The sequence below is a fragment of the Epibacterium sp. Ofav1-8 genome, assembly GCF_022348185.1.
Lineage (GTDB): Bacteria > Pseudomonadota > Alphaproteobacteria > Rhodobacterales > Rhodobacteraceae > Epibacterium.
Map to the genome: position 1 here is coordinate 20993 of NZ_JAKRFD010000002.1, position 24395 is coordinate 45387.

The following is a 24395-nucleotide window of genomic DNA, read 5'->3' on the forward strand; positions in this document are numbered from 1 at the left end:
TGGTGTCTCAGTCCGTTGCGGGGTTGAGCTTTTCAGGCTTGGCCATCCATTCCTTGCCCTTCAGCATGGCCTTCCAATAGATCGGCGGCAGCATCTTTTCCTTCAGGAACCAGGCCAATCGCGTCGGCTGTGTGCCGTCCAGCAGCACCGAGGGGAAGCTGGGTTTGAGCACGCCGCCATAGCCGAACTCCGCCAGCACGATCTTGCCGCGCTCGACGGTCAGCGGGCAGGATCCGTAGCCGTCATATGCGGCGGTGGGGGACCGCCCGGCAATATCGGCGACGATGTTTTCCGCGACTGTTGGCGCTTGTTTGCGCGCGGCCGCGGCGGTCTTGGCATTTGGGGCGTTCATGACATCGCCAAGCGACCAGATGTTGTCGAAACTCTTGTGGCGCAGCGTGGTCTGATCCACATCCACCCAGCCCGCAGCATCGGCAAGCGGCGACACACGGATGAAATCCGGTGCGGTCTGCGGCGGGCAGACGTGCATCATGTCAAAATCGACCGTGACGGTTTCGGGGGTGGTGTCCGGTTTGGAGACCTTGAACGTCGCGGTCTTTGCAGGCCCATCCACGGCCACCAGATTGTGGAAGAAGTTCAGCGTCGCATCGTATTTCTCGACGTATTTCTCCAGCGCCGGAACGTAGTCTTTGACACCAAACAGAACACCGCCGGCAGTCATGAACTGGATGTCGATATCCTTGAGCGCCCCGGTGCGGAACCAGGCATCGCCGGACAGATACATTGCCTTTTGCGGCGCTCCGGCACATTTGATCGGCATCGGCGGCTGGGTGAAAAGCGCGCGCCCTTCATTCAATCCCTGCACCAACTGCCAGGTGTAGGGCGCAAGGTCGTAGCGGTAATTCGAGGTCACGCCATTGCGACCAAGCGTGTCTTCGAGGCCTTCGACCGCGTCCCAGTCCAGCTTCAGGCCGGGGCAGACGACCAGCCGGTCATATTTTACCACCCGGCACCCATCCAGGATGACCGCGTTGTTGTCCGGCTCGAATGCGGCGACGGCGGACTTGATCCAGGCCACGCCGCGCGGGATGAGCGACCCCATGGTCTTGGCGGTTTCGCGGGCCTCGAAGATCCCGCCGCCGACCATGGTCCAGCCGGGCTGGTAATAGTGAATCTCCGCAGGATCGATGATGGCGATCGACAGGTTCGACTGTCGCGACTGAAGGCTCGCGGCCACCGAGACGCCACCGGCGCCGCCACCGACGATGACCACATCATATTTGGCGTCACCGGTGTCCGTCGGGGTCTTGCCGCCGTTGGCAATCCGCCTTGCAACCCCGTTCATGTCATAGCCCGCAGCCTTGGTCGCCGCGAGGATCTCCGGCATCGGGCGTTTCTTGCTCTCATGGAACGACCAGAGCGTCGCCGACCGCGTGCCGGTCCGGCAATAGGCCAGAACCGGACGTGGCAGATCGGCAAGCGCGGTGCTGAACGCCGCCACATCCGCATCCTGCACCAGACCGGATTGCACAGGAACATAGGCCGCCTTGATCCCGACAAGATCCGCAGCCGCAGCGATTTCCGCAAAACTGGGCTGGTCTGCGCCTTCCCCGTCGGGGCGGTTGCAGATAATGGCGCGAAAGCCGGCCTCCTTGATGGCGGCGATATCTTCGACCGTGATCTGGGGGGTGACAGAGGTTTTGTCGCTGATTTTCCGGATGTCCATCGTCCCGCCCCTCAAAGCCCGTTCACGGGCACTTTGAGCATGGGGTTGCCGTCCTTGTCGGTCGGCACTTCGCCCGCGCGCATGTTCACTTGCAGCGAGGGGATGATCAGCCTTGGCATGGCCAATTGCGCATCCCGTTCGGTGCGGAACTTGACGAACTCCTCCTTCGTCTTGCCACCGCCGACGTGGATGTTGTGGGCTTTCTCTTCGCCCACCGTGGTTTCCCACTGGATGTCGCGACCGTTGGGGCCGTAGTCGTGGCACATGAACAGACGCGTCTCGTCCGGCAGGGCCAGGACCTTCTGGATGCTGTCATAGAGCTCGCTCGCGTCGCCACCGGGGAAGTCGGCACGGGCGGAGCCGCCATCCGGCATGAACAGCGTATCCCCCACAAAGGCGGCATCGCCCATCACATGCACCATGCAGGCGGGCGTGTGGCCGGGCGTGTACATCGCAAAGGCCTGCATCTCGCCGATCTGATAGGTGTCGCCATCTTCGAACAGCGCGTCGAACTGGGACCCGTCACGCTGGAACTCGGTGCCTTCGTTGAAGACTTTGCCAAAGGTATCCTGGACCACCATGATCTTTGACCCGATGCCGATCTTGCCGCCCAGCCGGGACTGGATGTACGGGGCCGCGCTCAGGTGGTCGGCGTGGACGTGGGTTTCGATGATCCACTCCAGTTTGAGGTTTCGGGCCTCGATCTGGCGGATCAGCTCATCCGCGTGGTCGTAGGTGATCCGCCCGGCAGCATAGTCGATGTCCATGACGCTATCGACGATGGCACAGGCGGTCGATGACGGGTCTTTCACGATGTAGCTGATCGTGTTCGTGGCCTCATCAAAGAAGGCCTGCACCTCCGGCTTGATGTTCATGTTGACGGGGTAGGTCATGCTGTGTCCTCCGGTTGCGGGGTCAGGGGCTAGGGGGTTACGTGGCGCGGTTTGCGGCCAGCCAGGCGGCGCAGAAAGAAGCCGGCTGTGACCGACACCAGGAACAGGGCGACCTCCCAGCGACCGGTGCCAAGTGCAGGGATGGCGGCGCCCGGGCAGAACCCTGCGATGCCCCAGCCCACACCAAACAGGGCCGCGCCGCCGATCAGCCTGCTGTCGATACGCGTTGATGTCGGCACTTGAAAGCTCTGCCCAAAGAGCGGTTTGGACCGGCGCCAGACCCACCGGTAGCCGATGGATGTCACGATCAGCGCACCGCCCATGACGAACATCAGGCTCGGGTCCCATGTCCCGGCAATGTCAAAGAAGTTCAGAACCTTGGCCGGGTCCATCATGCCGGAGATCGCAATCCCGGTGCCAAAGACAAGGCCGGTCAGAAGCGCAAACAGATGTTTCATCTCAACCTCCAAGGACGTGGCGGATCACAAAGACGGTGATGGCGGCGGTCGCCATGAAGGTCGGCACGGCCACCAGCGACCGGATCGACAGGCGCGACAGGCCGCAGACGCCGTGACCCGACGTGCAGCCGGAGCCGAGGCTGGCACCAAAGCCGACGATGACACCGCCGATGATGATCATCATCGGGCTCACCGGCACCGTCAGCGCAGGCATCGCGCCTGTCACCGCAAAGATCAGCACCGGGGCGAGGATCATGCCCAGGATCACGGCGATGCGCCATGACATCTCCTGCCGGTTTTCGACGAGGACCGCGCCGGACAAGATTCCGGTTGCGCCAAAGATCCGTCCCAGGCCCAGCATCAGCAAGACCGCGCCGAGACCGATGAGCAGACCGCCCCCGAGGGACGCGAAAGGTGTGAACACGGTTTCCATCGCGTCAGGCCCGGCAGGTCTTGAAGCCAAAGATGGAATAGATCGGGCACACGCGGATGGCGGCGACGATCAGCATCACACAGCCAACAAGCGCTGCGCCATATTTCAGAAGCCCCCCGTCAAATGCGGGCACCCCGCTCAGAAAGGCGAGATAGAGCAAGCCAACGCCAAGGGCTGCGCGAAGGAGGCGGTCAAGGGTGCCGACATTGGTGGTCATGGGGGTCTCCAATCCGATAACTTGGAGAACAGATATAAGTTTGCGGTGCGCGCTTCAGTGACAATGTCACTTAGCAGGCACAAAGTGGAACGCTACGCCGAAGCGGCAAGGGCGCGCAAAGCCGGTTTGTCCAGCAATTCTATGCGGCCACGCGACTGTGCGATCATCTCGCGTTTCTGGAAATCCTGCAGGATGCGACTGATGACTTCGCGCGCGGTGCCCAGCTCGCTCGCGAGATCCTGATGCGTGGCGGCGACCTCTTTGAAATCACCCGCCAGTGCAATGAGCCGTTCCGCCAGACGCACATCCATATGCCCAAAGGCGACATCATCCACGACGCGCAACAAGTCGATCAACCGCCGGGAGTAGGCGGCAAAGACAAACTTTCGAAATGCGTCTTCTTCCGCCACCAGCCGGTCAAAGTCCGGCTTGGGCAGAACGATGGCGGTGATGTCGGTCTCGGCGATGCCTTCGGCGTTGTAGGCCTCTTCGGCCAGCATGCAGGCGGTGGTCAGAACACAGCTTTCGCCGGCATCCACGCGGTAGAGCACGATCTCCCGGCCGGTGTCAGAGCTTTGCGACACGCGGATGCGGCCCTCGTAGAGGAAAAACAGGCTGTCGGGGATGTTTGCCGGTCCAAAGACCTGCGCGCCCGCGGGGATTTGAATTGCGCGCGCAACCTTCTGCAACCGGTCCCGCACCGGGCGCGGCAAGGCCGCAGTGCCCTGAAAGCGCTCTGTCCAATCGGCGATCATCGTGCTTTGCGCATCGGTGCGACGATGCCCTCCTCAAGCGGGGCGATACGCGCCAGCAGATCATCGCGGTTGGAGGCAATGTCGGCGAGTGTCAGATCGTCCAGAACCTCCATGAAGGCGCGCGCGGCCCGCTGCAGCGCCCGCGACAGTTTGCAAACCCCGATCAGCGGGCAGGTGTTGTGTTCGGGATTGAAACACTCCACCAGTTCGAGCGGGCCTTCTGTCAAGCGCACGACATCCCCGATCACGATGTCTTCGGCGGGTTGTCCCAGACGAAACCCACCATTGCGCCCGCGTTGTGTCACAACATACCCCGCAACGCCCAGTTCATGGACGATTTTGACGATATGCGGCCGCGCCAGCCCGTGTACGCGCACGACATCATCGACTCTGATCAGGTCCGGGGACTTCAGCGCCGCCAACTGCAAAGAACGCAGCGCGAAATTGGTGTAGGACGTCAGTTTCATCGCCTCTCCTCGCCCGAAACTTATATTTGCACTATATGTTATTGCAAGATGGGTGGAACCGTCTTGTTGCTCTGTCCGTGCGGCGGCCGATGCCGGCTTGGACACCAAATCAGCCTGCGCTCCCCGGACAGCACGCGGATCGCCCTTGGAAACCGCCGCAAGGGGCGTGCTCGACGCCATGCGGATCCAAGCTGCAGCGCCGTGTCGGCGGAAATACGCGGCTTGGGGCAGGGGCAGGGTCCGGCGTCGACATCGGGCTTGGCAGCGCCTCCGTGGTGCCCATAGGATAGTGTTGTCCGGCACCCGTTGCGGCGCCTTTTGGGGCGGTGTGACAAAGTGGTGCCGGGCAAAAACCGATGACGTTGGCGTGGGTTACACGATTTGACCGAAGATTTTATTGCAAGAGCAACGCTGCTGGATCAGGGGTATTCGATCCAGGGGCTCTACGCGGTCCTCGACGGCGCTTGCCTGCCCGGATTGCCAGAGCGGCTGGAGGTGTCGAACGCGGCATTTGAGTGCCTGTTTCAAGGAGACGCAGCAGAGGATCTGCGTGACGTTGCCCCCTATCTGGTGGAGGTCGCGCAGGGTGGGGAGTTGCTGCGAGATTTTGTCGACACCCAGGACACCCCGCAGGCCATGTGGCACAAACGCCCCGGCATTCTGATCGCGACCGATATGGAAATTGCCCCGCTGCGCAAGCACTTGCGCCGCTTTCTTCGGGTCACGGTCGAGGCGCGCCCCTATCTGTTCCGGTTCTGGGAAGCCGCGCCCGCAAGGGTCTATTTCCAGGCGGTCCAAACGCAGGAGCGGCGCTCTCGCTGGTTTCTGCCGCGTGACGGGGGGCGTGTGGACGCCTTCCTGCTCCCGGACCCGGAGAAAGACGGGCTATGGGTCGCGGGGCCGGGGCCCTCCGGCGCGGTGGATGAGACCGCCGCCGCCCCGCTGCGGCCCTTCAACCTGTCGGAGCCAGAGCTTCTGGCGCTGCGCAGCGCCCGCACGCGTGACAATCTGGCGGAAATGGTGGCGCTTCTGACGCAGACCTTTCCCGAGCAGGTCGCGGGGAAAGAGCCCGCCGGGCTGGAACGTCAGGTGCAGCGGTCCGTCGGCCGAGCCTGGGAGTTCGGGATCCGCCAGCGCGCGAACGCATTTCGCATTGCGGCGTGGGATTTGCATGCTGAAGGGGCGTTCGAAGATCTTGATCCCGAAGCCAAAATTCGTGCGATCCTTGAGCTGCCCGTCGGTGAGGCGGACAAGATGCGCCGTCTCGCGGCGCGGGTGGCAGAGCTGGATCGCCCCTCGCTGTGATCCTAGACCGCTTGGCCCGGGTCGTTGTCATATTCGACCCTGACGTGGTTCGTTTCCGGGCCGTGGCCCTGATGATCGGCGCTCAGGAAATCGCCGTCCTTCATCGAAACATGGCCGAAGTTGCGCAAAATGGCGGCCCGGTCCGCCGATGAGATGGACCCACTGCGCATGGCGGCCTCATAGGGTTTCAGCCCCTCGGGAATTACGTAATTCTCGTCAGTGCTCGGCAATTCCAGGAACGCGCCATCGACCTCCGCCACGGCGGCCTCGTGCATCATGTGCAGCGCGACCCGCGACAGGCCAAGCTGCACCCAGGGGCGATGCAGGGCCAGTTGCTCGTCATAGGTGAAGGTCTGGCGGGTGATGGTTTCGAACCCGTGCTGGACCGTGACCGTCCGTTCGACGATCGGGGTCATCACGCGAAGCACCCCGCCTTCGGTTTCGTTCGGACCAAGCCAGCCCTCGCGCACGAACACCGCTTCCAGATCGCGATGCGCTCCCGGTTGCAGATCCGCCTGCTCGACGGCAGCGCGTGCGGCCTCGGCCTCGGCCCGCTGATAGTAGAATTGCCCCCTCGCGCTTTCGAGAGGGGCGGTGTCACCGGGATCGGCGTAGCCGCCGCCGACATCGGAATGCGCCCCGGGCAGTTCGAATGTGTCACCGCCGCCGGGAATGTTGCGGTTGAGGCGGAAGTTCTTGCGGTATTCATCCCCCGCAGTCAGATGGTAAATCCGGTTGCTGGCCTGATCGCTGCGCAGATGCACGTTCACCGGGTCGTTGTCGTCATCTGTGGCCTTGCCGATCGCGGCGACGGTGTCGAAGATACCAACGAAGCGAATGGAGACGGGGAGGTCTTCGGGCCAGGTTTCCTCGTAATCGCCAATGCCCCAGGGGTCATAGGTTGCCCGTCCGGCGCGGATCGAGTTCACGAAATGACGCGCCCCCGCGGCGCCGCGCGAAAACCCGAACACGTCGAGCACCACCTCCTTGAGGTAGGGCGCGCCGCCGAGGAGGTTGACGCGACGCAGAACTTCTCTGAAGCCTTCGAGGACGCGCGCTTCGACACCGCTTTGACGGCCCTGGCCAAAGGCATAGCCCATGGTGTCGTCGGCTTCGCCAGCGGTCGAACCGGGGCCTTGGACATAGACCGACCGGAACGCGCGCGCGGTGCCGCCGCAGGCATTGGGTTCGTCGAAATCGGGATCGTTCTTGTAGCGATCATAGAGCAACGCCGGGTTCGACAAGGCATTCTGGTAGCTGCCGTCCTCGCGCCCGCCGGACAGCACGTTGAAGCGATTGTTCAGCGTCCCATCGAAGAACACGCCGATTTCAAGCGTCGTCTTGGGGCAGGTCTGGGCAATGTTGCCGGTCTCTCCGGACATGCCGGCCTCCGCCGACGCGCCCTGCGCCGCGGTATCAATATCGGTCAGACCCATGTTATCCTCGCGGTTACGGGCAGTGGGACGATCCGTCCTCAGCTGCGCTGTTGCTGTCGATGCCCTCAAGAAGACGGGGCAGTTCTGGGAATTGCCCTGTCTCAAGGCGCCAGGCCTTGTCGGCCGCGGGCGCCCGGGTGCCGCAGACCCGTGCCAGGTCATTCTGAGCGGAGCGGTCGGGCCGGGCCTCGTCAGAGCCGATCAGAAGTTCGCCATTCGGCCCCAGGATCACCAGCAGGTGATAGGTGGATGTGTCGCGCACCAGATCCTCGATCGCGATGGTTGCCGAGGCGGTCCAGGCCTTGTCGGTCGGCAGCTCCACCCATTCCACCGAAATCGTCCATGTCCCGTCCCCCCCGACATCGTTGGGAAGTGACAGGACCGATCCGCCGGCGGAATCGCGCGGTATGTTTATATCCGCGCTTCCGGAGGCGATCAGCGGCTGAATGGGCGTGAGCGGCTGTTCGATGGCAAATTGGGTCACCACGGCGGGGGCGGTCCGATAGGCCTGAAATCCCAACGACACGGCGCGATGCGGCGGCGTCGAGAGCCACAGGGCGAGACTGCCGCCCCCGGCCAGCCCCATGACGGCGAGGAGCGCAAGCCCGTAGGTGCGCCGCGAAAGGGAGGAGCCAGCCATGCCCGGACCTACCGTTTCACAAAACGCAGCATCGGATTGGCGCGCGCCCAATCGACGATGCTGACCTGATAGGCGGTATAGAGGTCCTCCAGGCAGGTCTCCAGCGGCACGATGCCGTAGTCCTCGATCGGTCGGCCGCCGGGGCGCGGGGGCAGGATCTTGGGCGCGTAGACCATGCCATCGGGCAAGGGGCCAAGCGCGGCTGCAAGCCGGTCATAAAGCGGCTGCTGCGCGCCGTCGTGTACTTCGATCATCTGCGGCGGAATTTGCAGCAGGCGTTCGCGGATCTGCCGGTCCGCCGGGATGGCCGTGTCGCCGGTCAGGTTCGGCATTTCCAGCGTTGACAGGATCGGGGACAGAAAGCCGAAGCCATGACGTTGCGACCAGACCATCAGCTCGCCGAGGTTGCCATAGGCGATGGCGTGGGTATCTCCGGCAAGCTCGGGGTCATTGCCAAAAATGAAATCCATCAGTCCGGCCAGCCGCGCGGGCTCCAGCAGGTGAACGCGGCCCATCGCCACGGAGACAAGGCCATAGGTGGCCCAGACCTCAATCAGCAACGGGGGCAAACGCGGCTGCCACCGCGCCAGTGTGTCTGGGGCCACGGGCATTGCATCGTCCGGGACCGGGCCAAGCACAGAGAAAAGATCGGACATGCTGACTCACAAATGCTTCAAAAAAATAGACTGTCGGTGCACCAGAGGCTGCGACCGCAAGTGCTTTTATCTGTACTCGACCAAAGGTTGTTTCGCAATCCGCCGCCAGCGCAACGGCGCCCTGTTGCCGATGCCGGTCAGATTAAAAAATTCCCTTCCTGCGCGCCGGGCCGGACATGCAGGTGCGCATCGGTCTGGTGCTAGGGCGCTGATAAATCGCGCGTTTTGCGGCGGGCGGGTCAAGGCGGGCACAGTGGCGCCGCCACATCAGCTTGTGTAACACTGGCGGGCGCGATCGACATCGCGTATCCCCCATGCTAATGTGTGAGAATCAAACGTGAACGAAGGGCGCTGAAAGTTGAGACCGATCGCAGTCGAGTTGTTTGCGGGCGCAGGTGGCCTCAGCCTCGGGTTTGAGCAGGCAGGGTTCGACGTCCGGGCCGCGGTGGAAATCGACCCGGTCCATTGCGCCGTTCACAAGTTCAACTTCCCTCATACGGCGGTTCTGGCGCGCTCTGTCGAGGGGTTGAGCGGCGATCAGATCCGCGCGGCGGCGGGCCTGGGCGATGCGCAGATCGACTGTGTCTCCGGAGGGGCGCCCTGCCAGGGGTTTTCCATGATCGGCAAGCGGGTGCTGGATGATCCGCGCAACCGCCTGGCGATGGATTTCCTGCGCATTGTCAAGGAACTGGATGCCCGGTCCTTTGTGTTCGAAAACGTCAAGGGGCTGACGGTCGGCAAGCACAAGCAGTTCCTGGAGGAGCTGGTGGCGGCCTTTGATGCTGCCGGTTATGCCTGCCAGACCCCGTGGAAAGTGCTCAACGCCGCCCATTTCGGCACGCCGCAATCGCGTGAGCGGCTGATCCTGATGGGGGTCAAGAAAGGCCTGCCGTTGCCTCAATACCCGGCGCCGCAGACCAACATCAGCGGCAAGCCCAAGACCTTCGAGGGGCTGCCCGACGGGCCCAGCTGCCACGAGGCGCTGGGGGATCTGCCGGATGCGGAACGTTTCGACGCGCTGCTGGACAGCGATGCCACGCGCGGTGTGCGGTTCGGCAAGCCATCGGACTACGCGGCAGAGCTGCGCGGGCTGACCAATGACGCCTGGCATCACGGCTATGTGCGCGACTGGCAGCCCAAGGTGCTAACCTCCAGCGCCCGCACCGGCCACACCGAGATCACCCGCCGTCGCTTTGCCGAAACCGCCGAAGGCGCGGTGGAGCCGATCAGCCGTTTCTTCAAGCTGGCCCGGGGGGGCGTCTCCAACACGCTGCGGGCGGGGACGGATGGCGCGCGCGGCGCGTTCACCAGCCCGCGCCCGATCCACTACAAGTACAACCGCTGCGTCACCGTGCGCGAGATGGCGCGGCTGCACGGCTTTCCCGATTGGTTCCGCTTCAACGCCACCAAATGGCACGGCGCGCGCCAGATCGGCAATTCGGTGCCGCCGCCGCTGGCCCGCGCCGTGGCCGCTCAGATGATGGCGGCGCTTGGTCATGCACCACAGCGTCCCGAGGGTGTCATGCAGCTGGGCGACCCCGATCTGCTGCAATTCGACCTGACCCGCGCCGCCGCCCATTTCGAGGTGGATGCCATGCCATCGCGCCGCGACCGCAAGAGCGGCGCAACCAAACGGCGCCAGGCGGATATCGAGCTGGAGCGCGCCGCAGCCGCCCCCAAGAGCGCCAATGGCTAAGCGACAGAACCGCTACAGCGCCCTGATCGAGAAGATCTTTGTCGAGCGCTACAGCGAGGGCGCGACCGAGTTCGGCTTCACCCGCGAAGAGCTGGAGCAGGCGGCGGCGGAACTGGCGATCAAGCTGCCCAAGAACCTGGGCGATGTGCTCTATTCCTTTCGTTTTCGCAATGCGCTGCCCGAGGCCATCGTCGCCACCCAGCCCGAGGGGCGCGAATGGGTGATCGAACTGGCCGGGCGCGCGGTCTATAAATTCAGCCTGGTGAAGATCAACCGCATTCTGCCGCAGCAGGATCTGGAGGTCATCGACATCCCGGATGCCACCCCCGCCATCATCCGTGCCTATGCGCTGGATGACGAGCAGGCGCTGCTGGCGGTGGTGCGCTATAACCGGTTGATCGACACGTTTCTGGGCCTCACCACCTACAGTCTGCAGAACCACCTGCGCACCACGGTAAAGGGCATGGGCCAGATCGAGATCGACGAATTGTATATCGGGCTCGACCGGTACGGCTGCCACACCATCATTCCAGTGCAGGCCAAGGGCGGCAAGGATCAGATCGGCATCGTGCAGGTCAGTCAGGACATCCGCTATGCGGAGGCCAAGTTCCCCGGCATGCGCTGCCGCGCCATCGCCGCGCAGTTCATGGAGGATAGCGTCGTGGCGCTGTTCGAACTGGCGGTGCAGGGGGACGAGATCCAGGTGCTGCAGGAACGCCACTACCGGCTGGTCGCCGCCAATGCGCTGAGCTACACGCGGCGGATCGCCTATCGGGACGAGGTCTGAGGGGATGGACGCGTCGGCGCCCGTGGCGGGCGTGGAACAGGTCGCCCCGTTCAAGACCCAGTTGCTGAAATGGGTCGGCAACAAGCAGCGCTTTGCCCATGAGATCGTTGCCCATCTGCCCAAGGACTACGGCACCTATTTCGAGCCGTTTCTGGGGGCGGGCGGGGTGATGGCCAATCTGCGGCCCCAGCGTGCGCTCGGCTCCGACATCTACCCGCCGCTGGTGGAGATCTGGCAGGCCTTGCAGGAAGACCCCGACCAGCTGAACCACTGGTATCAGGCGCGGTATGAGGCCTTCATGGCCGGGGACCGTGTGGCGGTCTACGAGGCGATCAAGGCCCGTTACAATGCCACGCCCAATGGGGCGGATTTCCTGTTCCTGTGCCGGGCCTGCTACGGCGGTGTGGTGCGGTTTCGCCGCAAGGACGGCTATATGTCCACACCCTGCGGCAGCCACCCGGTGATGAAGCCGCATAAATTCGCGGAACGGGTGGAGATGTGGCGCGACCGGATGGCGGGCGCGCGCTTTGCCTGTCTGGATTACCGCGCCGCGATGGCGCAGGCGCGCGCGGGCGACGTGATCTATTGCGATCCGCCCTATGCGCATTCGCAAACCATTCTCTATGGCGCGCAGACCTTCCGGCTGGAGGAGCTCTTTGCCAGCATCGCCGCCTGCAAGGCGCGCGGGGTGCAAGTGGCGATGTCGATCGACGGCACCAAGAAATCCGGGGACGTTTATTGCGATATCGAAATCCCGCAGGGCCTGTTCGACCGCGAGATCCTCGTCAATATGGGCCAGTCAATGCTAAAGCGTTTCCAGATGAGCGGCCAGCGGATGGAAACAGAGATGGTGAGGGACCGGTTGCTCCTCACCTACTGACCCGGCCTCTTCTAACCCCAAATATCCCGGGGGAGGCCCCCAAAGGGCCGGGGGCAGCGCCCCCAATACCGGTTCCGCGATCACGCGTTCAGGAAGCTGCGCACTGTAGCTTCAAACTCACGCGGTTTTTCGGCGTGCAGCCAATGGCCTGCACCGGGGATCTTGGCAAAGCGAGCGCCGGGAAACAGCGATTTGATGCGGCCGCGATGTTCCGCCAGCACGTATTCCGAATTGGCCCCGGTCAGGAACAGTGCCGACCCGTCCCAATGGGTATCGACCTCCGGAAACGACAGGATGTGCGGCATCTCGCGCTCCAGCGTGTCGAGGTTCAACCGCCAGCATTTGTTTTCCACATCAAGGGACTGGGTGAAGAAGCTCTGCAACATCGCGTCCACGCCAGCCTCTGCCAGCTGTTCTTGCGCGTCCGAGCGGCGCGTCACGCGCGACAGATCCACGCTGCGCATGGCGGTGATGAAATGCGCCTGTGTGTGCTGATACCTCACCGGCGCAATATCGGCGACCACCAGACGGTTCACCGCCTCCGGGTGGTTGAGTGCCAGCATCATCGCCGCCTTGCCGCCCATGGAATGTCCCACCACATCCATGCGACCGCCATGGGTGGCGATCACCTCCGCCAGATCCTCGGCCAGATCGACATAGGTGTGGCTCTCGGTTTGCGGACTGAGGCCGTGGTTGCGCATATCCACGGCGATCACCTGCCGTTCGTCCGAAAGCCGCTTGGCAATCACCCCCCAATTGCGTCCGGAGCCATAGAGGCCATGCGCGATCAGCAGGGGTGGTTGGTCCGTCGGGGTGCCATGTAGGATCGTGTTCAACATACCGCGGTGATAGCGGGCAGAGGACAGGCTGTCAGCCCCCAACCGCCCCCCTGCGGCATTGAGATCCCGACAGGCGATGGCTATGGTCGGGCGCGTTGCATCTGCTGAACGAGGGCAAAGCGCCATGCGCGAGACGTTACAGAGTGAGTTGGACCAGATCCGCGCGTTGCTGGAAAAGCGGCTGAAGCTCTCAGGCGACCTGTCGGAGAGTTTGCGCCGCGCCCGGCGTCATTTGCCGCATCGGTTACGCAAAGCGGCGGATGATCTTATGTCTGCCGAGGAGAGCTTTGCCCATCCACGTCTGGCCGCGGCCCTGGATGAGGACCGACTGGTCAAGAAAGCGCGCCGCCTGCGGGCCTATCTTGCGGAGCTGGACCTCAAGGACAGGCGCAAGGGGCGCCTTCTGGATATGGCCGCCACCTCTGCCTTTGCCGTATTGTGCGTCATAGCGCTTCTGGTGGTCGTGCTGCGCTGGCGGGGGTTCGTCTGATCCCGTGTGACCCGACCGGGCGGTAAGGTGCGCGTGAGAGCGCGTCGCGCACCACCAGGGTGACGGTGACAAAACTCACATATAACAGCAGATACCAGCTGCCCATTTTGGCGATACTGACCCATTGATCACTGTCCTGCCCGGCATAGAGCCATGTGCGCGTGCGGGTGCCGACGTTTTCCGCCACCCATAGGAAGAAACTGGACAGGAAGGCCGCCAGTGGCAGTGGCATCCAATAGGCGTGGCCGCCGATATAGAACCAGATCCGGGTGCGGATAAAAATCACCACCGTGGCAACAAACAAGGCCAGCCTGATGTCCGGCAGGAAATGGTGGCTGAAGAAATTCACATAGATCGCCACCGCAAGGCCCGTCGCCATCCAGAGCGGCGGGTAGGGGGCAAAGCGCATGTCAAACAGGCGGATCACCCGCGCCATGTAGGATCCCACCGAGGCATACATGAAGCCCGAGAACAGCGGCACACCCCAGAGTTTCACCAGACCATCACCGGGATAGGCCCAACTGCCGGCATCGACCTTGAAGATTTCCATGATCGTGCCGGTGAGGTGAAACAACAGGATCACCCGCACCTCGCGCCAGCTTTCCATGCCAGTGGCCAGAAACACCACCTGAAGCCCCAGCGCATAGATCAATAGCGCATCATAGCGCGCCAATGCCCAGTCCGCTTGCCAGATACGGCTGGAGATCAACAGCCCGCCCAGAAGCAGGATACCAAAGATCGCAGCCCAACCCTGTTTCAGAGTGAACATCACAAATTCCGACAGATAATGCGGCAGCCGCGCGCGCATCCAGTCCCCAAGGGCGCGCTCAAGGCGGCGTGTGCGGTTGGCGCTGGCGGGCGGCTGGGGTGTCTGCTGGGTCATATGAGCGAAATGACTGCAAAACGGCCATGAAGTCTATGTGCTTTTGACGCGCGGAGGACCTTTGAGGGCGGGATTTGCATTTGAGGGGACATGCGGCCTATAGACGGGCATGGCGTGAACGCGGTTCAGGAAATCGGATGAGTAAGATGGCAACAAAGGCAGAGCAGCGCAGGGCGGACCTTCGAGAGAAGCTGGTGAATGCAGCAGAAGCGCGTATTCGCGACGCAGGCGTCACTTCGCTCAGGGCGCGGGATCTGGCCAAGGATGCAGGCTGCGCGGTGGGGGCGATCTACAACGCCTTTGACGATATGACAGCCTTGGTCATGGTAGTAAACGGGCGCACGTTTCAGCGGCTCGGGGCAGAGGTCGAGGCCGCCGTGGCCGCATCACAGGGTGCCGCCGCCAGTGAACGGCTGATCCGGATGAGCGAGGCCTATCTGGACTTTGCCAGCGCCAACAATCGCCTGTGGCGCGCTTTGTTCGATCTGGAGCTGCCAGCCGACGGGGAAGTGCCCGATTGGTATCGCACCGCACTTGATCGCTTGTTTCAGCATATTGCCGGCCCGGTTGCCGAGCTGTTTCCAGATCAGCCCCGCGCGGAGCAGGCGCTGACCGTGCGGGCGCTGTTTTCTTCTGTGCATGGCATTGTGCTGCTGGGGTTGGAAAACCGCATCTCTGGCGTGCCCCCGCAAGAGATCCGGCGCATGATTGCACTGGTGCTGTCACAGTTGACGGTAAGGTAAACCTTACCTTTGTGAACATTGTTCATTTTTGTTCTTGAACGACGTTCAGGAATTCCGTACATCCTCCATATGAACGATGTTCACGAATGGAGGAATGATCGTGTTCTCAACGCTCAAAACCCTGATGGTCGGTGCAAACCGCCGCGCCGAAACCCAGGTGCGCCAGCAATTTTCCATCGAGTTGATCGAGGAAAAGATCGCCCAGGCCAATGATGATCTGAAGTCGGCCAAATCCACATTGGTCAGCCTGATCCAGAAGGAACGCGCCGAAGGGCGTCAGATTGCAACGCTGACAACGCGGATCAATGATCTGACCCTCCGCGCCAAAGCCGCACTGGCAGATGGGCGCGAAGATCTGGCGACAACCGCCGCAGCCGCCATCGCCGAGATGGAGAACGAACGTCGCTTGCGTCAGGAGACACAAGCGCGACTGGAAGCCCGCATTCTGCGTCTGCGCCAATCTGTGGAAACCGCCAGCCGCCGTCTGATCGACCTGCGTCAGGGGGCCATCGCCGCCAAAGCCGTGCGGGGCGAGCATCGCGCGCAGGCGTCTCTGGGACACGTGCTCCACGGTCGGCCAATGGATGAGGCGGCAGAGCTTATTCAGGAGGTGCTGGGACAGGAAGATCCCTTTGAGGCCTCGGAAATCCTCAACGAGATTGAAACCAGCCTCACGCCCCATTCCGTTGCAGATCAACTGGCAGACGCGGGCTTTGGTGCCGCCACCCGCAGCACTGCCAATGATGTGCTGAGCCGTCTGAAATCCGACAGCTGACCTGAAAACTCTGCGGGGCAAAGACGCCCCACTCCATATGGGCAAACGCCCGGTATTATCTGACTAATTTCAAGTCAAAGGACCTAACTTATGTCTAACATGCGCAACGAAAACGCTCTGATCACCAACCTCAACATTGCTGGCGTCGTCATCGCTTATGGGATGCTCGGCATTTCGCTCTGGCTCTCGACCGAGGTGCCGCTGTCGACCAAAGGGTATTGGGCCATGGGCATCCTGCTGCTGACCCTGAGCCTCATCAACGTGGTGAAGTACCGCTTTGACATCCGCCAGAGCGAAGACCGTATTCGCCGCATCGAGGATATTCGCAACGAGCGCATGCTGGAAGACGCGCTGAAAGAGCCGACGTCCGAGGGGTAACCCCGCAATACAAGGAACATATTTCGGGCCGGAGCCAGCTCAGATGAGCGGCTCCGGCCCGATGTCTTCGATCAGCTCCGGTCCATCGTCCTCAATCCCGAACCGCGCCACCTGATGAAACCGCATGCGTCCGTCCCAATTGGTGCCGAGGTCTGATTTTGCCGTGTCCCGGTCGATCTCGCCACTCAGCCATGCCTGAAGCTGCCCATCTGCCAGAATGACCGGAGAGCGCGGGTGCAGATGGGCCGTTTGCGTCAGCGCCGGGCGGGTCAGGATCGAACAGGTCCGAAGCCCGCTCTCCAACCGTGTTTGCAGCCCTGCAAAAAACAGCATCGGCGCATTGCTTTGCGTGGTGATCCACCACGGCTGCTTTTGCCCTTTGTCACCTGTCCATTCGAAATACCCGCTGGCCGGAATTGCGCAGCGGCTGGCGCCGCGAAAGCTCGGCAGGGTGTCGGCGGTCTCGATCTTGGCGTTGAAGGTGGTGGCCTTCCAATCCTTCGGCGCGCCCTTGAACCACTGTGGCACCAGCCACCAGCGCGCATTGGCGGCGACGAGGGCGCCCTTGCGGACAAAAAACGCATCTACGGTTTGGGTGGGTTTGACGTTCCAACTCATGACCAGATCGTCAGAGCCGTCCTCGCGGAGGATGTCGAGCCAGTCGAACTCGCCGCGCTGCCACGCCACGAATTGTTTCCACGTCAACTGGGGAAGGCCGATTCTACCACACATGCCAGTATGATAGCGGTCTCTGCCACACCGGGCAAAGGTGGCCCCCACAATGAAAAACCGCCGCGCAATCTGGCGCGGCGGTTTGATTTTTACCCGTAATGGGGATGGATCAGAGGTTCGGGTAGAGCGGGAAGCGGGCGCAGAGCGCCGCGACCTTGCCGCGCACCGCTTCTTCAACCGCGCCGTTGCCGTCTTCACCATTGGCGGCGAGACCGTCGACCACTTCGACAATCAACTGCGCGATTTCGCGGAACTCAGCCTCGCCAAAGCCACGGGTGGTGCCTGCCGGGGTGCCCAGACGAATGCCGGAGGTCACGGTGGGCTTTTCCGGGTCGAACGGGATGCCGTTCTTGTTGGTGGTGATATGCGCGCGGCCCAGGGCCTTGTCGACGATGTTGCCGGTCACGCCCTTGGGACGCAGGTCGACCAGCATCACATGGGTGTCGGTGCCGCCGGTCACGATGTCCAGACCGCCCTTGATCAGCTCATCCGCCAGCGCAACCGCGTTTGCACGCACCTGTTTCTGGTAGGCCTTGAACTCGGGCTTCAGCGCTTCGCCGAACGCGGCGGCCTTGCCGGCAATCACATGCATCAGGGGACCACCCTGGATGCCCGGGAAGATGGCGGAGTTGAACTTCTTCGCCAGATCCGGGTTGTTGGTGACGATCATACCACCGCGCGGACCGCGCAGAGTCTTGTGGGTGGTGGTGGTGGCCACATCCGCATGCGGGAAGGGCGAGGGGTGCTCGCCTGCGGCCACGAGACCGGCGAAATGCGCCATGTCGACCATCAGCCAGGCGCCGACGCTGTCGGCCACGGCGCGGAACTTGGCAAAGTCGATCTGACGCGGAATGGCGGAACCACCGGCGATGATCAGCTTGGGCTGGTGCTCGGTGGCGAGCGCCTGCAGCTGGTCATAGTCGATCAGGTTGTCGTCTTCGCGCACGCCGTAGTGCACCGCGTTGAACCATTTGCCAGACTGGTTCGGCGCCGCGCCATGGGTCAGGTGACCGCCGGAGGCCAGATCCATGCCCAGGATGGTGTCGCCGGGTTGCAGCAGCGCCTGGAACACGCCCTGGTTGGCCTGAGAGCCGGAGTTCGGCTGCACATTGGCGAATTCGCAGTTGAACAGCTGTTTGGCGCGGTCGATGGCGAGGTTTTCCGCCACGTCCACATGCTGGCAGCCACCGTAGTAGCGGCGGCCCGGGTAGCCTTCGGCGTATTTGTTGGTGAGCACGGAGCCCTGTGCTTCCATAACGGCAGCGGAGACGATGTTCTCAGAGGCGATCAGTTCGATCTCGTCGCGCTGACGGCCAAGTTCGTCGGTGATTGCGCCGAACAGCTCCGGGTCGCGCTCCGAGAGGCTTTGGGTGAAGAAACCGGTGTCACGGGGGGTCTCAGTCATGCTGGCTCCGTCTGGTTGGGGGTGATCTTTGCGAGATTTCCTATCGGAAACTTCACAGATCTGAAAGGCTGTAAAGCGACGAAACGGGACAGGTGAACGGCAACTCTGGTCTTCGGGGAAAACCTGTGCTTGTTTCGGAACCGTTTGGACCCTTCCGGAAACAGGACCGCGCCTTATGAGAATCGCATTTCTGGCCAGCGAGGCCCCTTTGGCGCAAACGGCCCTGTCTGTCCTGAGCAAGCGCTATGGCTCTGTCGCGGTGGAGGCGGCGGATGTGATCGTCGCCCTGGGCGGCGACGGCTTCATGCTGCACACGCTGCGGGATACGGTGAACCTGAACATTCCGATCTATGGGATGAACCGTGGCACGGTGGGGTTCCTGATGAACTCCTACGGCGAGGGGGAGCTTCTGGAGCGGCTGGAGGCGGCCAGCGAGGAGATCATCCATCCCCTGCGTATGTGTGCCAAGGACCGCGCCGGCAAGATGCATGCGGCGATGGCGATCAACGAGGTGTCGCTGTTGCGGCAGGGGCCGCAGGCGGCCAAGCTGAAGATCTCGGTCGATGGACGTCAGCGCATGGCGGAGCTGGTCTGCGACGGGGCGCTGGTGTCGACGCCTGCGGGCTCCACCGCCTATAATTTCTCCGCCCATGGCCCGATCCTGCCGATCGGGGCGGATGTGCTGGCCCTGACCGCGATCGCGGCGTTTCGCCCGCGGCGCTGGCGCGGGGCGTTGCTGCCAAGTGGTGCGACGGTGCGGTTCGACGTGATCGATGCCGCCAAGCGGCCGGTGATGGCAGAGGCGGATTCGGTGTCGTTCAAGGAAATCGACTGGGTCGAGATCCAGAGTGAACGCCGGATCAGCCACAAGATCCTGTTTGATCCTGGCCACGGGCTGGAAGAACGGCTGATTTCCGAGCAGTTCAACTGAGATCGGTGCCAAGCGGGCGCGCTGGCGCGCGACAGGGTAAGCCCCGGACCGGTTGGTCCGGGGCCGTTGCCTCCGGCGGAGGTATTTAACAAAAAGATGAAGGGCATAGGGGCGGAGCCCTGCGTCACATCCGCTCCCACAAGAGCGGAGCCATCTGACCGATGCGGTCCTCGATGGCGATGGCGGCGTCCACGGCCATATCCTCGCGCCAGCGTTGGGCCACGATCTGCACATTGATGGGCTGCGGGCCTTTGGGCAGCTGCGCCAGCCGGGACGGCACGCAGGCGGCGGGCAGCCCCATGTAATTCATGGCGTAGGAATAGACCGCACAGCCGAGCACATCATGCGCGCCCTCAACACCCTCGCGGTCGCGGTCCGGGGCAAAGAACGGATGCGGCAGGAAAGGCGTCAGCACCAGCGGGTAGTCCGCCATGAACATCGCCCACTGACGGGCGTAGTGGCTGCGTTTGGCGTACATCTTGAGGAGGTCTTCGCCGAGGAAGGGGGGGAACTCCTGAAAATAGGTGTCGAACATGGTGCGGATGACCTCGGACCCCATCGCGTCGAGATCCGGTTTCATCAGCGCGTGGATTTCGCCCATGAGCGCGCGATAGCCGGTGCGTCCGGCCTCGAATACATTGGGGGGCTCGACCTCCTCGACGATATAGCCCGCATCCGACAAGGCATCGCGGGCCGCCAGCAGCGCGGCCTCGACCTCCGGGTGCAGATCATAGCCATGGGTGTTGCGGGTGAAGGCCACCTTGATGGGGGGCTCCGGGGTGGGGCCTTGCCACGGAACCGGCGCATGGAAGGGATCGCGAATGTCTGGCGCGATCATTGCGGGCATGGCGAGATGCAGGTCGCGGGCACTGCGGGTCATCAACCCCTGCACGCTCATCAGCTGTGCCAGCAACCCGCGTTCGGCTTTCTGGCTGGGGTTCCAGGCCGGCACGCGGCCCAAGCCCGGTTTAACCGTCACCGCGCCATTGGCGGCCGCGGGAAAGCGCAGGGAGCCGCCGATGTCGTTGCCATGCGCCAGCGGGCCGATCCCGGCCATGACTGCGGCACCGCCGCCCCCCGAAGAACCGCCGGGAGAGATATGCTGCCCCCAAGGGTTATGGGTGCGCCCGTAAAGCGGATTGTCGGTGTCCGCGCGGAAAGAAAACTCCGGCGTGTTGGTGCGTCCGATCACAACCGCGCCCGCACGTTCCAGATTTTGCACCACCGGGGCATCATCGGGTGCGATCAGATCCTTGAGCGCGGGAATGCCATTGGAGGTGGCGTGGCCGGTCTGATCCACGTTGATCTTGATCGTCACCGGCACGCCATGCAACGGCCCGCGCGCGGTCTCTGGCGTGCTGTCCAGAACCTCGGCCCGGGCGAGCGCCTCATCCCGCAGATCCTCAACCACCGCGTTGAGGGCCGGGTTCACCGCATCCATCCGCGCCAGTGCGGAGGCAACCGCCTCGCTGGGGCGGACCGCGCCACTGCGGGTCAGGGGGGACAGTTCAGTTGCGCTCAGGCGCCAAAGTTCCTGATTTGACATGTTAATAATCTCCTTGGGGGCGAGCCTAGTGCCGGTTCCCCGGGCTGGGAAGGGCAAATTCCGGGCACAGCGCGCCCGCCTTTTGGAGCACGGCACATTGCGGGGGGCGAAAAATATTCTGCATCCCGCGGGAACAACTGCGGGCCGGCGGCGTTATCAGGTCAAGCAGCAAGCGTTTGAAAACGCACTGTGATCCGACCTGAACGTAAAGGAGCAGAGATCATGAACTGGGATATTATCGAAGGCAAATGGAAGCAACTCAAGGGTGAGACGCAGACCCAGTGGGGCAAGCTGACCGAAGACGAGATCGATCAGGCCGCAGGGGACCGTTCGAAGCTGGCGGGTCTCATTCAGGAGCGCTATGGCGTGGCCAAGGATGAGGCCGAGCGTCAGATCGACGAATTTGCGGAGCGCCTCAAAGATCGCGTCTGATCTTGGGTCTCCCACTGGCGAGATTGGCAAAAGCGGCCCTCGGCGGGGCCGCTTTCTGCTTGAGGGTTACCGGCTTGCGTAGCCGAGGCTTTGCAGGGCGGTGGTAATCTCGTCCAGAATGGCCGGATCATCAATGGTGGCCGGCATCTTCCAATCGGTGCCGTCGGCGATCGACACCATGGTCGCGCGCAGGATCTTGCCCGAGCGGGTCTTGGGCAGGCGATCCACCACGCAGGCGAGTTTGAACGCTGCCACCGGGCCGATCTTCTCGCGGACCAGTTTCACCACCTCTGCGGTGATCTCGGCATGGGGGCGGTTGCAGCCCGCGTTGAGACAGAGGAACCCCAGCGGCATCTGGCCCTTGAGCTGATCCGCCACGCCAATCACCGCACATTCCGCCACATCGGGGTGGCCTGCCAGAACCTCTTCCATCGCGCCGGTCGACAGGCGATGGCCTGCGACGTTGATCACATCATCGGTGCGCGCCATGATGTAGAGATAACCATCCGCGTCCATCATCCCCGCATCGCCGGTCTCATAGTAGCCGGGGAAGGTGGTGAGGTAGCTTTTCTTGAACCGATCCTCCGCATTCCACAGGTTTGGCAGCGTTCCGGGGGGCAGGGGCAGTTTGACCGCAATCGCGCCAAGCTCTCCCGGCGGCATGGGGTGGCCACCCTCATCCAGGATCTGCACGTCATAGCCGGGCATCGGCACCGCCGGAGAGCCCAGTTTCACCGGCAGTTCCTCGATCCCGAGCGGGTTGGCGGCAATGGACCAGCCGGTTTCGGTCTGCCACCAGTGATCGATGACCGGCACGCCCAGCTGGTCCTGCGCCCAAGTGATGGTGTCGGGATCGGCGCGCTCGCCTGCCAGATAGACCTGCTCCAGACAGGAAAGGTCGTATTTGCCGACAAACTCGCCCTTGGGGTCTTCGCGCTTGACGGCGCGGAAGGCGGTGGGCGCGGTGAAGAAGCTCTTGACCTTATGTTCCGAGATCACCCGCCAGAAGGTGCCCGCATCCGGCGTGCCCACGGGCTTGCCCTCAAAGACCACAGTGGTGTTGCCGTGAATGAGGGGGCCGTAACAGATGTAGCTGTGACCCACGACCCAGCCCACGTCGGACGCGGCCCAGAACACATCGCCGGGGTCGACGTTATAGATGTTCTTCATCGACCAGTTGAGCGCCACCAACTGCCCGGCGGTGTGGCGGATCACGCCCTTGGGCTGCCCGGTGGTGCCAGAGGTATAGAGGATATAGGAGGGATGATTGCCCTCGACCGGCACACAGTCCGCAGGCTCCACGCCATATTGGAACCCGTGCCAGTTCACATCGCGGCCCTCGATCAGCTCTGCCACTTCCTGCTCGCGCTGGAAGATCACGCAGAAGTCGGGCTTGTGGGTCGCCAGTTCAATCGCCCCATCCAGGAGCGGCTTGTAATGCACGGTCCGCCCCGGCTCGATCCCGCAGGAGGCGGCGATGATCGCCTTCGGGGTCGCGTCGTCAATCCGCACCGCAAGCTCCGAGGAGGCAAAGCCGCCAAAGACCACCGAATGCACCGCGCCGATCCGGGAACAGGCGAGCATCGCCTCCAGCGCCTCGGGGATCATCGGCATGTAGATGATGACGCGGTCGCCTTTCTCCACCCCCTTGGCCCGCAGCGCACCGGCCAGTGTCGCAACCCGGTTGCGCAGCTCGACGAATGAAATCTCGCGCTTAGTGTGGGTGACGGGGCTGTCGTAGATGATCGCGGTCTGCTCGCCGCGCCCGGCCTCAACATGGCGGTCGACGGCATTGTAGCAGGTGTTGACCTTGGTATCGGCAAACCACTCATACAGCCCGCCGCCCAGATCGCTCAGCGCCTTGGTCGGGGCCTTGTCCCAGCTGATGGCGTTTGCAGCCTCCATCCAGAACCCCTCCGGATCTGATTTCCACTGCGCGTACACCTCAGAATAGGTCATGGGGGTCCTCCTCACTGTCTCCTCCGCGTCAGAGCCTAGGCGGAGGGTTCGAAGTCCCGCAAGCGTGCTGCGCGACCCTGCGTCACATTGGAGCGGATTTGCGGAATATTTTGCCCCGATGGGTTGCAAAGATTTGCAAAGCCTCTGGGATACAAGAGTTTCGCTAAGTAACTTGCCGGTTTCTGCAAATTTGCAAAATCGGTGTTTGCGCTCGCAGTTGAAAACGGCAGGTGGGGTAGACTGGTGCGACTCACCCGTGTCGGGGCTGTTTCAAAGGAATTCTGCCCCGGTCTCGAATAATGCGCCGCCCTTGATCGTTATCCCGGCACAAAGGAGAAACGTTCATGACCAAATCATTTCTGATCCCCCTGTTTGCGGCCGCGATACTGGCGGCGCAATCGGCGCTGGGCGCGCCGGCCGTGTTCGATTTGAACACGGATAAAAGCGTGGTGGCCTTCACCTATTATCTGGATGGCACCCCGACCGAAGGCCAGATGCCGGTGAGTGCTGCGGAGCTCTCGCTGGATCTCGACAACATCGCGGCCAGCCAGATCGACGTGACGCTCAGCCCGGGCGGCGCACGGGCCGGGTTCCTGATCGCGACCGAAGCCTTGAAGAGCGCCAGCGTGTTGGATGCGCGGCGTCATCCGCGTATCCGGTTTGTGGCGCGCAAGATCACCGGGTCGCTTGCCGGTGCGCAGGTGTTCGGGGATCTGACGGTGAAGGGCGTGACGCGGCCGGTGACCCTGTCGGCGCAGCTTTATCGGCAACGCGGGACCGATGCGGGGGAGCGGGACCACCTGGCGATCCTGCTGACCGGCAGCCTTGATCGTACCGCATTTGGCGCGGCGGGCTATCCGGAACTGGTCGGCTCGCAGATCGATCTGCGCATTCTGGCCCAGGTGGACCGGGCAGGCCGCTGAGGCAACGGCCCCTATACGCAACGCTCAAGACAGGCGGGTTCGAGATGGC

Annotated in this window: 27 protein-coding genes; 11 read left to right on the forward strand and 16 right to left on the reverse strand. The window is 62.9% G+C overall.

Annotated elements, in window-relative coordinates; genetic code table 11:
* Nucleotides 1-7: 7 nt before the first annotated feature.
* The 7 genes from MHM97_RS02900 to MHM97_RS02930 all read right to left on the reverse strand — a co-directional run bounded on the left by MHM97_RS02900 (nt 8) and on the right by MHM97_RS02930 (nt 4910).
* Complete coding sequence (locus tag MHM97_RS02900) at nt 8-1687, reverse strand: bifunctional protein tyrosine phosphatase family protein/NAD(P)/FAD-dependent oxidoreductase (protein ID WP_239319261.1); 1680 nt, start codon at nt 1685-1687, stop codon at nt 8-10.
* An 11-nt stretch (nt 1688-1698) separates the two neighbouring features.
* On the reverse strand, nt 1699-2580 hold the full coding sequence (locus tag MHM97_RS02905; protein WP_239319264.1) for an MBL fold metallo-hydrolase: 882 nt from the start codon (nt 2578-2580) through the stop codon (nt 1699-1701).
* 29 nt (nt 2581-2609) lie between these two features.
* The gene (locus MHM97_RS02910; protein ID WP_239319267.1) at nt 2610-3038 is read right to left on the reverse strand and encodes a DUF6691 family protein; all 429 of its coding nucleotides are present in this window, start codon (nt 3036-3038) and stop codon (nt 2610-2612) included.
* Nucleotide 3039: 1 nt separating this feature from the next.
* Entirely contained in the window at nt 3040-3471 is a 432-nt protein-coding gene (locus MHM97_RS02915) for a YeeE/YedE family protein (protein ID WP_239319273.1), read from the reverse strand.
* Between the two features lie 4 nt (nt 3472-3475).
* Nucleotides 3476-3688 (reverse strand): YgaP family membrane protein, encoded by a 213-nt coding sequence (locus MHM97_RS02920; RefSeq protein WP_239319274.1) that lies wholly within the window; start codon nt 3686-3688, stop codon nt 3476-3478.
* 92 nt (nt 3689-3780) lie between these two features.
* A complete protein-coding gene (locus MHM97_RS02925; protein WP_239319276.1) occupies nt 3781-4443 on the reverse strand; it encodes a Crp/Fnr family transcriptional regulator in 663 nt (220 codons plus the stop codon).
* Nucleotides 4440-4910 carry an Rrf2 family transcriptional regulator gene (locus tag MHM97_RS02930; protein ID WP_239319277.1) on the reverse strand — a complete coding sequence of 157 codons (471 nt, stop codon included), beginning with the start codon at nt 4908-4910 and terminating at the stop codon, nt 4440-4442. The genes MHM97_RS02925 and MHM97_RS02930 overlap by 4 nt, the downstream gene beginning before the upstream one ends.
* Nucleotides 4911-5291: 381 nt before the next feature.
* Between MHM97_RS02930 and MHM97_RS02935 the strand changes: the two genes are divergently transcribed.
* Nucleotides 5292-6215: a DUF4123 domain-containing protein gene (locus MHM97_RS02935; RefSeq protein ID WP_239319279.1), complete on the forward strand. Its 924-nt coding sequence runs from the start codon at nt 5292-5294 to the stop codon at nt 6213-6215.
* 2 nt (nt 6216-6217) lie between these two features.
* Here MHM97_RS02935 and MHM97_RS02940 read toward each other — a convergent pair whose 3' ends face one another.
* The 3 genes from MHM97_RS02940 to MHM97_RS02950 are packed head-to-tail and all read right to left on the reverse strand — an operon-like array spanning nt 6218 to nt 8902.
* Nucleotides 6218-7651, reverse strand: coding sequence for a phospholipase effector Tle1 domain-containing protein (locus MHM97_RS02940; protein WP_239319281.1), 1434 nt, complete (start codon nt 7649-7651; stop codon nt 6218-6220).
* Between the two features lie 13 nt (nt 7652-7664).
* Complete coding sequence (locus tag MHM97_RS02945; RefSeq protein WP_239319283.1) at nt 7665-8291, reverse strand: hypothetical protein; 627 nt, start codon at nt 8289-8291, stop codon at nt 7665-7667.
* Nucleotides 8292-8299: 8 nt separating this feature from the next.
* Nucleotides 8300-8902, reverse strand: a complete 603-nt coding sequence (locus MHM97_RS02950; protein ID WP_239319285.1) for a GAD-like domain-containing protein — start codon at nt 8900-8902, stop codon at nt 8300-8302.
* Between the two features lie 403 nt (nt 8903-9305).
* On the opposite strand from MHM97_RS02950, the gene MHM97_RS02955 reads away from it, so the two are divergent.
* The 3 genes from MHM97_RS02955 to MHM97_RS02965 are packed head-to-tail and all read left to right on the forward strand — an operon-like array spanning nt 9306 to nt 12310.
* On the forward strand, nt 9306-10643 hold the full coding sequence (locus MHM97_RS02955; protein WP_239319288.1) for a DNA cytosine methyltransferase: 1338 nt from the start codon (nt 9306-9308) through the stop codon (nt 10641-10643).
* Nucleotides 10636-11430 (forward strand): endonuclease, encoded by a 795-nt coding sequence (locus tag MHM97_RS02960; RefSeq protein WP_239319291.1) that lies wholly within the window; start codon nt 10636-10638, stop codon nt 11428-11430. The genes MHM97_RS02955 and MHM97_RS02960 overlap by 8 nt, the downstream gene beginning before the upstream one ends.
* 4 nt (nt 11431-11434) lie before the next feature.
* Complete coding sequence (locus MHM97_RS02965; protein ID WP_239319293.1) at nt 11435-12310, forward strand: DNA adenine methylase; 876 nt, start codon at nt 11435-11437, stop codon at nt 12308-12310.
* An 80-nt stretch (nt 12311-12390) separates the two neighbouring features.
* On the opposite strand, the gene MHM97_RS02970 is transcribed toward MHM97_RS02965, so the two are convergent.
* On the reverse strand, nt 12391-13149 hold the full coding sequence (locus tag MHM97_RS02970) for an alpha/beta fold hydrolase (protein WP_239319295.1): 759 nt from the start codon (nt 13147-13149) through the stop codon (nt 12391-12393).
* A 124-nt stretch (nt 13150-13273) separates the two neighbouring features.
* Between MHM97_RS02970 and MHM97_RS02975 the strand changes: the two genes are divergently transcribed.
* A complete protein-coding gene (locus MHM97_RS02975; RefSeq protein ID WP_239319297.1) occupies nt 13274-13639 on the forward strand; it encodes a hypothetical protein in 366 nt (121 codons plus the stop codon).
* On the opposite strand, the gene MHM97_RS02980 is transcribed toward MHM97_RS02975, so the two are convergent.
* Entirely contained in the window at nt 13593-14522 is a 930-nt protein-coding gene (locus MHM97_RS02980; protein ID WP_239319299.1) for a DUF817 domain-containing protein, read from the reverse strand. The genes MHM97_RS02975 and MHM97_RS02980 overlap by 47 nt on opposite strands.
* 146 nt (nt 14523-14668) lie before the next feature.
* Here MHM97_RS02980 and MHM97_RS02985 point away from each other — a divergent pair, with 146 nt between their 5' ends.
* The 3 genes from MHM97_RS02985 (at nt 14669) to MHM97_RS02995 (ending at nt 16418) form a co-directional block, all read left to right on the forward strand.
* On the forward strand, nt 14669-15265 hold the full coding sequence (locus MHM97_RS02985; protein ID WP_239320323.1) for a TetR/AcrR family transcriptional regulator: 597 nt from the start codon (nt 14669-14671) through the stop codon (nt 15263-15265).
* 94 nt (nt 15266-15359) lie between these two features.
* On the forward strand, nt 15360-16040 hold the full coding sequence (locus MHM97_RS02990; protein WP_239319301.1) for a PspA/IM30 family protein: 681 nt from the start codon (nt 15360-15362) through the stop codon (nt 16038-16040).
* Between the two features lie 90 nt (nt 16041-16130).
* Nucleotides 16131-16418, forward strand: coding sequence for a YiaA/YiaB family inner membrane protein (locus MHM97_RS02995; RefSeq protein ID WP_065329230.1), 288 nt, complete (start codon nt 16131-16133; stop codon nt 16416-16418).
* Between the two features lie 39 nt (nt 16419-16457).
* Here the strand turns inward: MHM97_RS02995 and MHM97_RS03000 are convergent, their stop codons facing one another.
* The gene (locus MHM97_RS03000; protein WP_255729030.1) at nt 16458-17150 is read right to left on the reverse strand and encodes an SOS response-associated peptidase; all 693 of its coding nucleotides are present in this window, start codon (nt 17148-17150) and stop codon (nt 16458-16460) included.
* A gap of 109 nt (nt 17151-17259) precedes the next feature.
* The gene (gene glyA / locus MHM97_RS03005; RefSeq protein WP_239319304.1) at nt 17260-18555 is read right to left on the reverse strand and encodes a serine hydroxymethyltransferase; all 1296 of its coding nucleotides are present in this window, start codon (nt 18553-18555) and stop codon (nt 17260-17262) included.
* Between the two features lie 175 nt (nt 18556-18730).
* Between glyA and MHM97_RS03010 the strand changes: the two genes are divergently transcribed.
* Nucleotides 18731-19486 (forward strand): NAD kinase, encoded by a 756-nt coding sequence (locus MHM97_RS03010; protein ID WP_239319305.1) that lies wholly within the window; start codon nt 18731-18733, stop codon nt 19484-19486.
* 124 nt (nt 19487-19610) lie between these two features.
* On the opposite strand, the gene MHM97_RS03015 is transcribed toward MHM97_RS03010, so the two are convergent.
* Nucleotides 19611-21032 (reverse strand): amidase family protein, encoded by a 1422-nt coding sequence (locus MHM97_RS03015; protein ID WP_239319307.1) that lies wholly within the window; start codon nt 21030-21032, stop codon nt 19611-19613.
* Nucleotides 21033-21254: 222 nt separating this feature from the next.
* Here MHM97_RS03015 and MHM97_RS03020 point away from each other — a divergent pair, with 222 nt between their 5' ends.
* Nucleotides 21255-21464, forward strand: a complete 210-nt coding sequence (locus MHM97_RS03020; protein ID WP_239319310.1) for a CsbD family protein — start codon at nt 21255-21257, stop codon at nt 21462-21464.
* Nucleotides 21465-21530: 66 nt separating this feature from the next.
* On the opposite strand, the gene prpE is transcribed toward MHM97_RS03020, so the two are convergent.
* Nucleotides 21531-23423: a propionate-CoA ligase PrpE gene (gene prpE, locus MHM97_RS03025; protein WP_239319312.1), complete on the reverse strand. Its 1893-nt coding sequence runs from the start codon at nt 23421-23423 to the stop codon at nt 21531-21533.
* Between the two features lie 344 nt (nt 23424-23767).
* Between prpE and MHM97_RS03030 the strand changes: the two genes are divergently transcribed.
* Nucleotides 23768-24346, forward strand: a complete 579-nt coding sequence (locus MHM97_RS03030) for a YceI family protein (RefSeq protein ID WP_239319314.1) — start codon at nt 23768-23770, stop codon at nt 24344-24346.
* The last annotated feature ends 49 nt before the right edge of the window (nt 24347-24395 follow it).

Bases quoted from the DNA above. Each gene is read 5' to 3' on its own strand.
- MHM97_RS02900 (WP_239319261.1), bottom strand. From the start codon at position 1,687: ATGGACATCCGGAAAATCAGCGACAAAACCTCTGTCACCCCCCAGATC.
- MHM97_RS02905 (WP_239319264.1), bottom strand. From the start codon at position 2,580: ATGACCTACCCCGTCAACATGAACATCAAGCCGGAGGTGCAGGCCTTC.
- MHM97_RS02910 (WP_239319267.1), bottom strand. From the start codon at position 3,038: ATGAAACATCTGTTTGCGCTTCTGACCGGCCTTGTCTTTGGCACCGGG.
- MHM97_RS02915 (WP_239319273.1), bottom strand. From the start codon at position 3,471: ATGGAAACCGTGTTCACACCTTTCGCGTCCCTCGGGGGCGGTCTGCTC.
- MHM97_RS02920 (WP_239319274.1), bottom strand. From the start codon at position 3,688: ATGACCACCAATGTCGGCACCCTTGACCGCCTCCTTCGCGCAGCCCTT.
- MHM97_RS02925 (WP_239319276.1), bottom strand. From the start codon at position 4,443: ATGATCGCCGATTGGACAGAGCGCTTTCAGGGCACTGCGGCCTTGCCG.
- MHM97_RS02930 (WP_239319277.1), bottom strand. From the start codon at position 4,910: ATGAAACTGACGTCCTACACCAATTTCGCGCTGCGTTCTTTGCAGTTG.
- MHM97_RS02940 (WP_239319281.1), bottom strand. From the start codon at position 7,651: ATGGGTCTGACCGATATTGATACCGCGGCGCAGGGCGCGTCGGCGGAG.
- MHM97_RS02945 (WP_239319283.1), bottom strand. From the start codon at position 8,291: ATGGCTGGCTCCTCCCTTTCGCGGCGCACCTACGGGCTTGCGCTCCTC.
- MHM97_RS02950 (WP_239319285.1), bottom strand. From the start codon at position 8,902: ATGCCCGTGGCCCCAGACACACTGGCGCGGTGGCAGCCGCGTTTGCCC.
- MHM97_RS02960 (WP_239319291.1), top strand. From the start codon at position 10,636: ATGGCTAAGCGACAGAACCGCTACAGCGCCCTGATCGAGAAGATCTTT.
- MHM97_RS02965 (WP_239319293.1), top strand. From the start codon at position 11,435: ATGGACGCGTCGGCGCCCGTGGCGGGCGTGGAACAGGTCGCCCCGTTC.
- MHM97_RS02970 (WP_239319295.1), bottom strand. From the start codon at position 13,149: ATGTTGAACACGATCCTACATGGCACCCCGACGGACCAACCACCCCTG.
- MHM97_RS02975 (WP_239319297.1), top strand. From the start codon at position 13,274: ATGCGCGAGACGTTACAGAGTGAGTTGGACCAGATCCGCGCGTTGCTG.
- MHM97_RS02980 (WP_239319299.1), bottom strand. From the start codon at position 14,522: ATGACCCAGCAGACACCCCAGCCGCCCGCCAGCGCCAACCGCACACGC.
- MHM97_RS02985 (WP_239320323.1), top strand. From the start codon at position 14,669: ATGGCAACAAAGGCAGAGCAGCGCAGGGCGGACCTTCGAGAGAAGCTG.
- MHM97_RS02990 (WP_239319301.1), top strand. From the start codon at position 15,360: ATGATCGTGTTCTCAACGCTCAAAACCCTGATGGTCGGTGCAAACCGC.
- MHM97_RS02995 (WP_065329230.1), top strand. From the start codon at position 16,131: ATGTCTAACATGCGCAACGAAAACGCTCTGATCACCAACCTCAACATT.
- MHM97_RS03000 (WP_255729030.1), bottom strand. From the start codon at position 17,150: ATGTGTGGTAGAATCGGCCTTCCCCAGTTGACGTGGAAACAATTCGTG.
- glyA (WP_239319304.1), bottom strand. From the start codon at position 18,555: ATGACTGAGACCCCCCGTGACACCGGTTTCTTCACCCAAAGCCTCTCG.
- MHM97_RS03010 (WP_239319305.1), top strand. From the start codon at position 18,731: ATGAGAATCGCATTTCTGGCCAGCGAGGCCCCTTTGGCGCAAACGGCC.
- MHM97_RS03015 (WP_239319307.1), bottom strand. From the start codon at position 21,032: ATGTCAAATCAGGAACTTTGGCGCCTGAGCGCAACTGAACTGTCCCCC.
- MHM97_RS03020 (WP_239319310.1), top strand. From the start codon at position 21,255: ATGAACTGGGATATTATCGAAGGCAAATGGAAGCAACTCAAGGGTGAG.
- prpE (WP_239319312.1), bottom strand. From the start codon at position 23,423: ATGACCTATTCTGAGGTGTACGCGCAGTGGAAATCAGATCCGGAGGGG.
- MHM97_RS03030 (WP_239319314.1), top strand. From the start codon at position 23,768: ATGACCAAATCATTTCTGATCCCCCTGTTTGCGGCCGCGATACTGGCG.